4 protein-coding genes are annotated in these 6619 nt (G+C 58.8%); 3 read left to right on the forward strand and 1 reads right to left on the reverse strand.

Annotated features, from left to right (window positions below):
• Positions 1-803: 803 nt before the first annotated feature.
• The 3 genes from J7643_19225 (at position 804) to J7643_19235 (ending at position 4428) form a co-directional block, all read left to right on the forward strand.
• Positions 804-1526, forward strand: a complete 723-nt coding sequence (locus tag J7643_19225) for a DUF3854 domain-containing protein (protein MBO9542725.1) — start codon at positions 804-806, stop codon at positions 1524-1526.
• A complete protein-coding gene (locus J7643_19230; protein MBO9542726.1) occupies positions 1526-3496 on the forward strand; it encodes a DUF927 domain-containing protein in 1971 nt (656 codons plus the stop codon). Before J7643_19225 ends, J7643_19230 begins: the two co-directional genes overlap by 1 nt.
• A gap of 395 nt (positions 3497-3891) precedes the next feature.
• Positions 3892-4428 carry a hypothetical protein gene (locus J7643_19235; GenBank protein MBO9542727.1) on the forward strand — a complete coding sequence of 179 codons (537 nt, stop codon included), beginning with the start codon at positions 3892-3894 and terminating at the stop codon, positions 4426-4428.
• Positions 4429-4927: 499 nt separating this feature from the next.
• Here J7643_19235 and J7643_19240 read toward each other — a convergent pair whose 3' ends face one another.
• Entirely contained in the window at positions 4928-6496 is a 1569-nt protein-coding gene (locus J7643_19240) for a DUF4041 domain-containing protein (protein MBO9542728.1), read from the reverse strand.
• Between the last annotated feature and the right edge of the window lie 123 nt (positions 6497-6619).

Raw genomic sequence — 6619 nt, forward strand, 5'->3', positions numbered from 1 at the left:
TTACCCAAAGAGCCTGAATGCGACCCTGAAAAGCGCTAAGCAAGATTGAGGCATCCTCATAGCAGCTACGCAGCCTCAAGGGGGGAGAATTGGATTCTATCTAATCATCACCACCCGCGACCGTAGACGCGTGATCGGCGGATCCTACCAGACCCGGGAGGCGACCGAGGCGGCCCTCACCGAGCTTCTAAGCCGAGGCTTGGATAGTATTCAGCCCAAATCAGCCCGAGGCCAACTGGGCCCAACCTGCCGAGTTGCAAACCGCCTCGGCTCATCCAAGCTGCCGGGAGCCATTGAGGCACCTGCCAGCACTTTGGGATGCGCTCGGCCTGAGCTTGGTCCGCCACAGAGGTCGGGGCATCCATCGGCGCGAGGGCTATCGGCCATTCAATACATGGCGGCTAGTCGGCTGGCTTGATTTTTTTGTCAGTCCAGGTTGCCCACAGCCTCCCGACGACTGGGCGTGCGGCTTGATGCATTAAAGCACCGCCTGATCGGCTGACTGCAATACTTTGCGGTATAGCGCAGCAAGCGCTTTCGCTAACCGACGTCACCCTTTCGACGTTGCCCCCTTGACTCTATCGCTATTGAGCCTTCATAATATGTTCAGGTTGGCCGACCTGGATTGACTCGGGCACTCCGTAGCGACGCTGTACGTTCAGCGCGTGAGGTGCCCTTACAGTGAGGTTCACATATGATTTCTAGCCCGATCCTGGGCACCCGGAAGGCGCGCAAGCCCTCTCGGACCCAATTGGCCTGCCTGCTCGACCTGTGGCGCAAGGCCGTGGCCAGCGGGGGCAGCAATGAGCAGTAATCGCCTTGCCCCCGCTCACCTGGCCGACTTGAAGCGTAGCGGCCTGAGTGACGACACGATCACCGCGATGGGTTGCGAATCGCTTGATGCGACCTCGATCGCCCGGTGGGTCTACGGCCCCGATTCCGACAAATCCCTGGCGTACGACGGGTACAGCATTCCCTACCGTGACCTGTCGGGCAATCCCATGAAGGACGGAACGGGAGCCCCGATGGTCCGCTATCGGATGATGCTGCCGCCTGGCGAGGAGGCGCCTAAGTATCGCAGTCGTTCCGGCGCCCATAACCGCATCTTCCTGCCCCCGGGGCTGGCCGAGCTGCTGAATGACCCTGTGGCCCCTCTGATCATCACGGAGGGCGAGAAGAAGGCTGCTAAGGCCGTCCAGGAAGGGTTTGCCTGTGTTGGCATCGCGGGCATCTGGAACTGGGCGGCTGAACCTAAGAGGAACGAGGACGAGCGCCTTTCGCCTGAGACGCGTCTGATTGCCGAGCTTTACGAGATTTGTCGCAACCGGAAGGTCTTGGTGCTGGGCGATTGCGACCCGAAGGAGAGTACCCAGGCGACGGTCAAAAAAGGCCTTTCCCTGCTTGCGCGGGCCATCCTGGTTCAGATCCCGACGAAGGCCGTCAACTTCGCCTTTATCCCTAAGGAGTACGCGGGACCGGAAAGCAAGATGGGGCTGGATGACCTGCTCATGCTGGAGGGCGCCTGATGATTAGCCAGCATGCCCGCGAGGCGATGAAAGCTCTTCTCGCCTCCACCCAGAGCATCAGCCCCGGATTCCGTGCAAGCATCCCCTATGACAAGGCTCTGGTCGCCTCGGAGGAGGATGGCGGCGAAGCCAAAGAGATTACCCTGGCCTATCACTACCCCTACCAAGCTTTCGGGGATCCGAGGCCGCCTCGGGTCCTCAAGGCGAAGGTCGATAAGGGGAAGGTGCTGTATCTCCCCGTCGAAGATGCCCCCTTTGTCCGGCACACGCGGACCATCAAAAACTGCGAGGTGCAGGACGGGGTGTTGGTTCGCGACGACCCGACGCGCTCCCCGATCATTATGGACGAGTACGAGGGTCTGGTGCGAGGCGAACCCACTACGCTCCAGATTCCGGCCGAGCAAACGAGCGATCCGAAATTCTGGAATTCGCGCGGATTCCTGGCAACTCAGAAGGGCCTCCAGGAGCTTCAGCGAATTACGGCGGCCAGTTGCCACGCGGGGATCTCTTCGGTGGTCCACGGCACCTACGAGAAAGGCTGGATCAGGATGAGGTCGGGGGCGCCCCCTTGCTACATCTACGGGGAAACGGTCATCTTGCCCGAGAATAGCGAGGAACTGATCGCCCTTTCGCGCTCGGGCTCAAGCCAAGGCAATCTTGGCGTTGGGCAGGCCGGAACCCTTGAGGGATCGGCGATGTTGCTTGCCGCTGCCTTGCACAACCCGGCCTTTGCTACGCTTGCGGGCTTCGCTTGCTCGGCGGTCCTCCTGGCGGTCTTGTTCGGGATGGAACCCGGCATCATCAACCTCGTGGGCGCCTCGGGAAGCGGCAAGACCACGCTGCTGCAATTGATCGCGAGCTTGCTGGGAATCCCGGGGAAGCCTAGTTCGCCCAGTTCGTACATCGGCACCTGGCGCGCGACGGACAACGGCATGGAGGCCCCGCTGGCCGCTCGTTCCGATAGCGTGAGCATCTTGGATGAGGTTCACCAGGCGCCCGCGAATACCGATTGGCAGTCCGCCTTGTATATGGCCGCGAATGGCCGTGGGAAGGCGCGAATGACCAAGGAGACGGAAGCCCGGGAACCGAAGGCCTGGCGAACTCAGCTGATTTCGAGCGGCGAGGAGAGCTTGGCTAGCAAGGTTCGCAATAGCCGCTTCGGCAAGACTCAGATGCCCGGCGGCCTTCAGTTCCGCGTGATTGACGTGGATGCCGCGACGGCGGGCCTATGGTCGGATGTGGGGGAGCAGGCCCAGTTGCCTTACGGTGGCCGCTATCGGAAGGTTGCGGGTATCACCCAAGAGGCGACCAATGCGCGAGCGATCATCGAAGGGCTCGAGCGGGCGGCGTTGGCGAACTACGGGCACGCCTGGCCCAAGATCATCCGGTACCTCCAGGACGAGAAGAATCGGCAGGCTGCGCAGACCCTCTTTAACAACTACCGTCGCGTGCTTGAGGATCAGTGCGACGAAGGTACGAGCCAGATTGTCCGACGGCGCATCAAACACGTTGCGGCGGCCCTTACCGGCCTCGCTCTCCTGATGAGCGCCCTGGAGATGGCGGACCAAACGATCATCGAAAAGGCCCGGGAATGGGCCAGCAAGCACCTATGGAAAGCGGGGCTTGAGTACACCACGGGGAGCGAGGGCGATGAAATGGTTGAGCGCTTTACCGAGCGCCTGCTGGCCGAACCGTCCCGTCTCTTCCGGCAGGGCATTATGCCGAGCCACCGGGATTACTGGGGCTGGCACTTGGAGCAGGGGCAGGTCTTCCTTCCTACCGGCACCGGCATTAATGCGATCTGTGCCGACCTGGGCCTGGATCGCGAGAGGGTCCGGGCGGCCTTGCTGGCCAACGGGTGGACGGCCGACCAAAAGCGGCCTCCGGTGGCCGGGGTGCGCGGGACGAGCGTTCGCGGCTTGGTGTCGCCCCCGGGACTTCTCGGGGATTGGCTCGGGGTGGCCGGGTAGTCCGTCACGGCCAATGGTCACGGGGCGTGAATGGCCGGAAGGCTTGCCCTGATTGAATCTTCGGGTTTTGTCACGCTGTCACAGCAGATTTTTTACATGCTGGTTTGTACGAAGCATTTATTAATTAGGTTAACTAAGGGGCTTACCCCATTCTTTCGTACAGCTCGCTAAATGGCCGTGACCAGCGTGACAGGCGCTGAAATCAAGCAGGGGTGCCAAAATTTGTCCAACTCGCCCCGTGACCAGCGGTTGCTCCCTATGACAGTTAGGGCAACTCATCCTGAACTCAGGGCACTATCTGCCTGCTTGCGCCTAGTCGTGATTCTAGAAGGTTGAGCTTAGTTTTCGTCAAAAGCAGCCCCGTCGGGCTGGCTACAAATAGAAAAGGATTTCCTATGATCGAGAATGACATCGCGGTGCCCAAATGGAAAGAGGGCGTGCAGATTAGTCCCCCTGGCTGGGCTGAGAAGGTGGCCATCGAGCCCCACACGCTCGGGAGCGGCTATAACGCTTATCAGTATCAGGGGTGCCCGGCGAGCCAGAACGTGACCGATACCCCCATCGGCCATGAGCTTCACGCCGTGCTGGCCCATATCCATAACGAAAGCCTCGGGGCTTCCCACCCCAAACTGGCGGGTTATGATCGCGCTGCCGCCATCCTTGAGTTCAACGCCTATGGCCAAGAGGCGGGGAGCCACTGTTACACCGGTTATCTGAATGGCACGCGCCTTGTCGCTAACATCGTGTGGTGGGATGTCCCGGATTACCGCTCCGTGTGGCCTCTGCGGGTCTACAGGGTTAGCTCCATTGGGCAGGGCGAGTGGGCCTATGACTCGGATCGTTGCCTCATCTGGCCGTGGGGCCAAGATGGCCGCTACACCAAACGTACCAAAGCCAAGAAGGTCATCCAGTTCTCTGAGTTGACCGCCTAGCCAAAAATCGAGAAAGCCGGGCCCGCTAAGCGAATGCCCGGCCTCTCTTGGCTCTACCACGCCCTCATAGAGCCCACCACCTGGCGCTCAGAGAGCATCAGATAGCCTTGAGTCGTGGATAGGTTCGCATGGCTGCAAGCCTTCGATAACGACGAGGGAGTGGCCTTTTAGGGCCGCCTGGGTCACCCAGGTCCGGCGGAGGCCGTGGGGGGTAATGTCAATCCCGCCCGCCACCGCTAGGTGCTTAATCCGACAGGGCACGCGGCCAGTGGTTAGCTTAGCCCCGGCCTCCGTGACGAATAGCGGTCGCGAAGGCCATTCAGGGTAAACGCGACGATGCCCAGTCTCAACGCCGCGAATATAGTTCATTAGGCTCGCGCGCGGTTGTCGAATGGAGATCCTGCTTCAAAAAACGCGCCAACATACAAGCATGGTAACTTGGCTACAAGTTGCTAATGATCGGATCTAAGGCTATTTCCCGATGGCATCAAACCCTGGTTCAAGCTTCAATCTCTTCGCGGGCAAACTCGCCGCTCGCATCGTATTGTGCCTGGCTCTCCAACCAGTGACGCCCCTTTTCAGGATCTTCCGTTAATGCGCGTTCGATGACCAAGGTTTCACGATACTCTTTGGCCTCTGCCTGAAGTGTCCACTGTGCCTTAACCCCAAGGCTCTCAAGCTCTTCACGGAGAGCCGCTATGGGCACGCGGAAAAACTCTTTGCGAGGATTGACTTTGTTCACTTGGGCGGCAAGGAAGTGGCGGTGTAACGCGGTTTCGAGGGCCGGGGCATCCTCGCTATAGATCATTGCGTGAACATCGAAGCTAAAGGGAACGCTGGCATCCCCAAGCTCGCGAACGCGGTCCAAGGGCTCCAAGCGGCGCGTGAGGCCAATCTTGTATACGTCTTCGCCGAATGAGCCTATATTCGAGATCACATAGACGTGCCCAGTCTTGGTCTGTTGTGCCATTGAAAGGGCGCGCTGGTTCTTCTCCTCTGCTTGCCTCAGTTTCTCTGCCATTTCCGCCAGCTGCGCCTCATACTTTTCGCGCTGAGCGGAAGAGGCCTTCTCGACCTGCGCCTGGATCTTCTCCATCGCTTTCCGAAGAGTCTCCTCTTCCTTCGCCGCTTCCTTTAGGGCGCGCTCGAACTCTCGCTGGGCCCGTTCTTCCTCACGAATCTGTTCTTTAATTCGGCGCTGCTCTTCTCTATCTCTAAGCTTGATTTCCTGGACTGTCGCCGCCCATCGAAGTTCCGTCAGGCGAGCATCCAGAAAGGAATCAAGAATTCGGGCATTCCGGAACGCAGCCCCATTGTGATTGACTAAGTTGAAGGCATCCTTGATCTCCTGCTCCAACTTGCCGAAATTATCGCTCTTGGTACGGGAAAGGATAGAATCCACTTTGCCGTTGAACGCATCCACAACAAAGCGAATAGCCGTATCACGCCGATTCGTCTCGACATATTCACAGGTGGCGGCTGTGTTCCCCTTGACCATGAGCCGAACCCTCTCGCGAGCATTCTTCAGCTCTTCACCAGCTTCAGTAAAGGCATAGTCATCCGCCAAATCGTCCAAGAGGCTATGGGATGGAATCACGTACTGATCGCCATAGCCCTCGATCACGTTCCTCATAGCCTTGGCGACCTTCTCGAAGCGATCGGCGTTACGCACGGCCTCATAGGCACTTCCCGCGATCTCTTCGGCCCGTTTATTAGCATTGTCGATGATGGTTTGAGCCTCCTGTTGCGCCGAGCGCATGGTGGACTCAAGACGCCCTCGGGCATCATTCAGAGCTTGATTCGCCTGGGCTCTGATACCTTTGGCATCGTCTTCGATTTCAAAGGCCATATCCTTGGCTTCGCCGACAATCCTCTGCGCTTCCGCCTCAGCATCAATGATGACCCTGTATTTTCCAAGAGTCTGGTTTTCAGCCTCGAGGGTCGCATTCAAAGCCGCCATCGTATCAAGCTGGTCCTTAAGGCGGGCCTGCTCCTTGCTGGCATTCTGCCGCACTGTTAGAAGGTAGATTACAAGCCCAACTGAGACTAAGAAGAGGATTAGTGCCATCAACTTTTCCCTAAAAGACTGGCCCAATGGCGCTAATCAAGCAGCCATAGGGCCGAAGGACATTATTATGACCTGACACCCTCGGTTGACCCAGCCAGAATTTGGATCTTACGCGGAACGTGG

The sequence above is a fragment of the bacterium genome (assembly GCA_017744355.1).
Classification (GTDB): Bacteria; Cyanobacteriota; Sericytochromatia; order S15B-MN24; family UBA4093; genus JAGIBK01.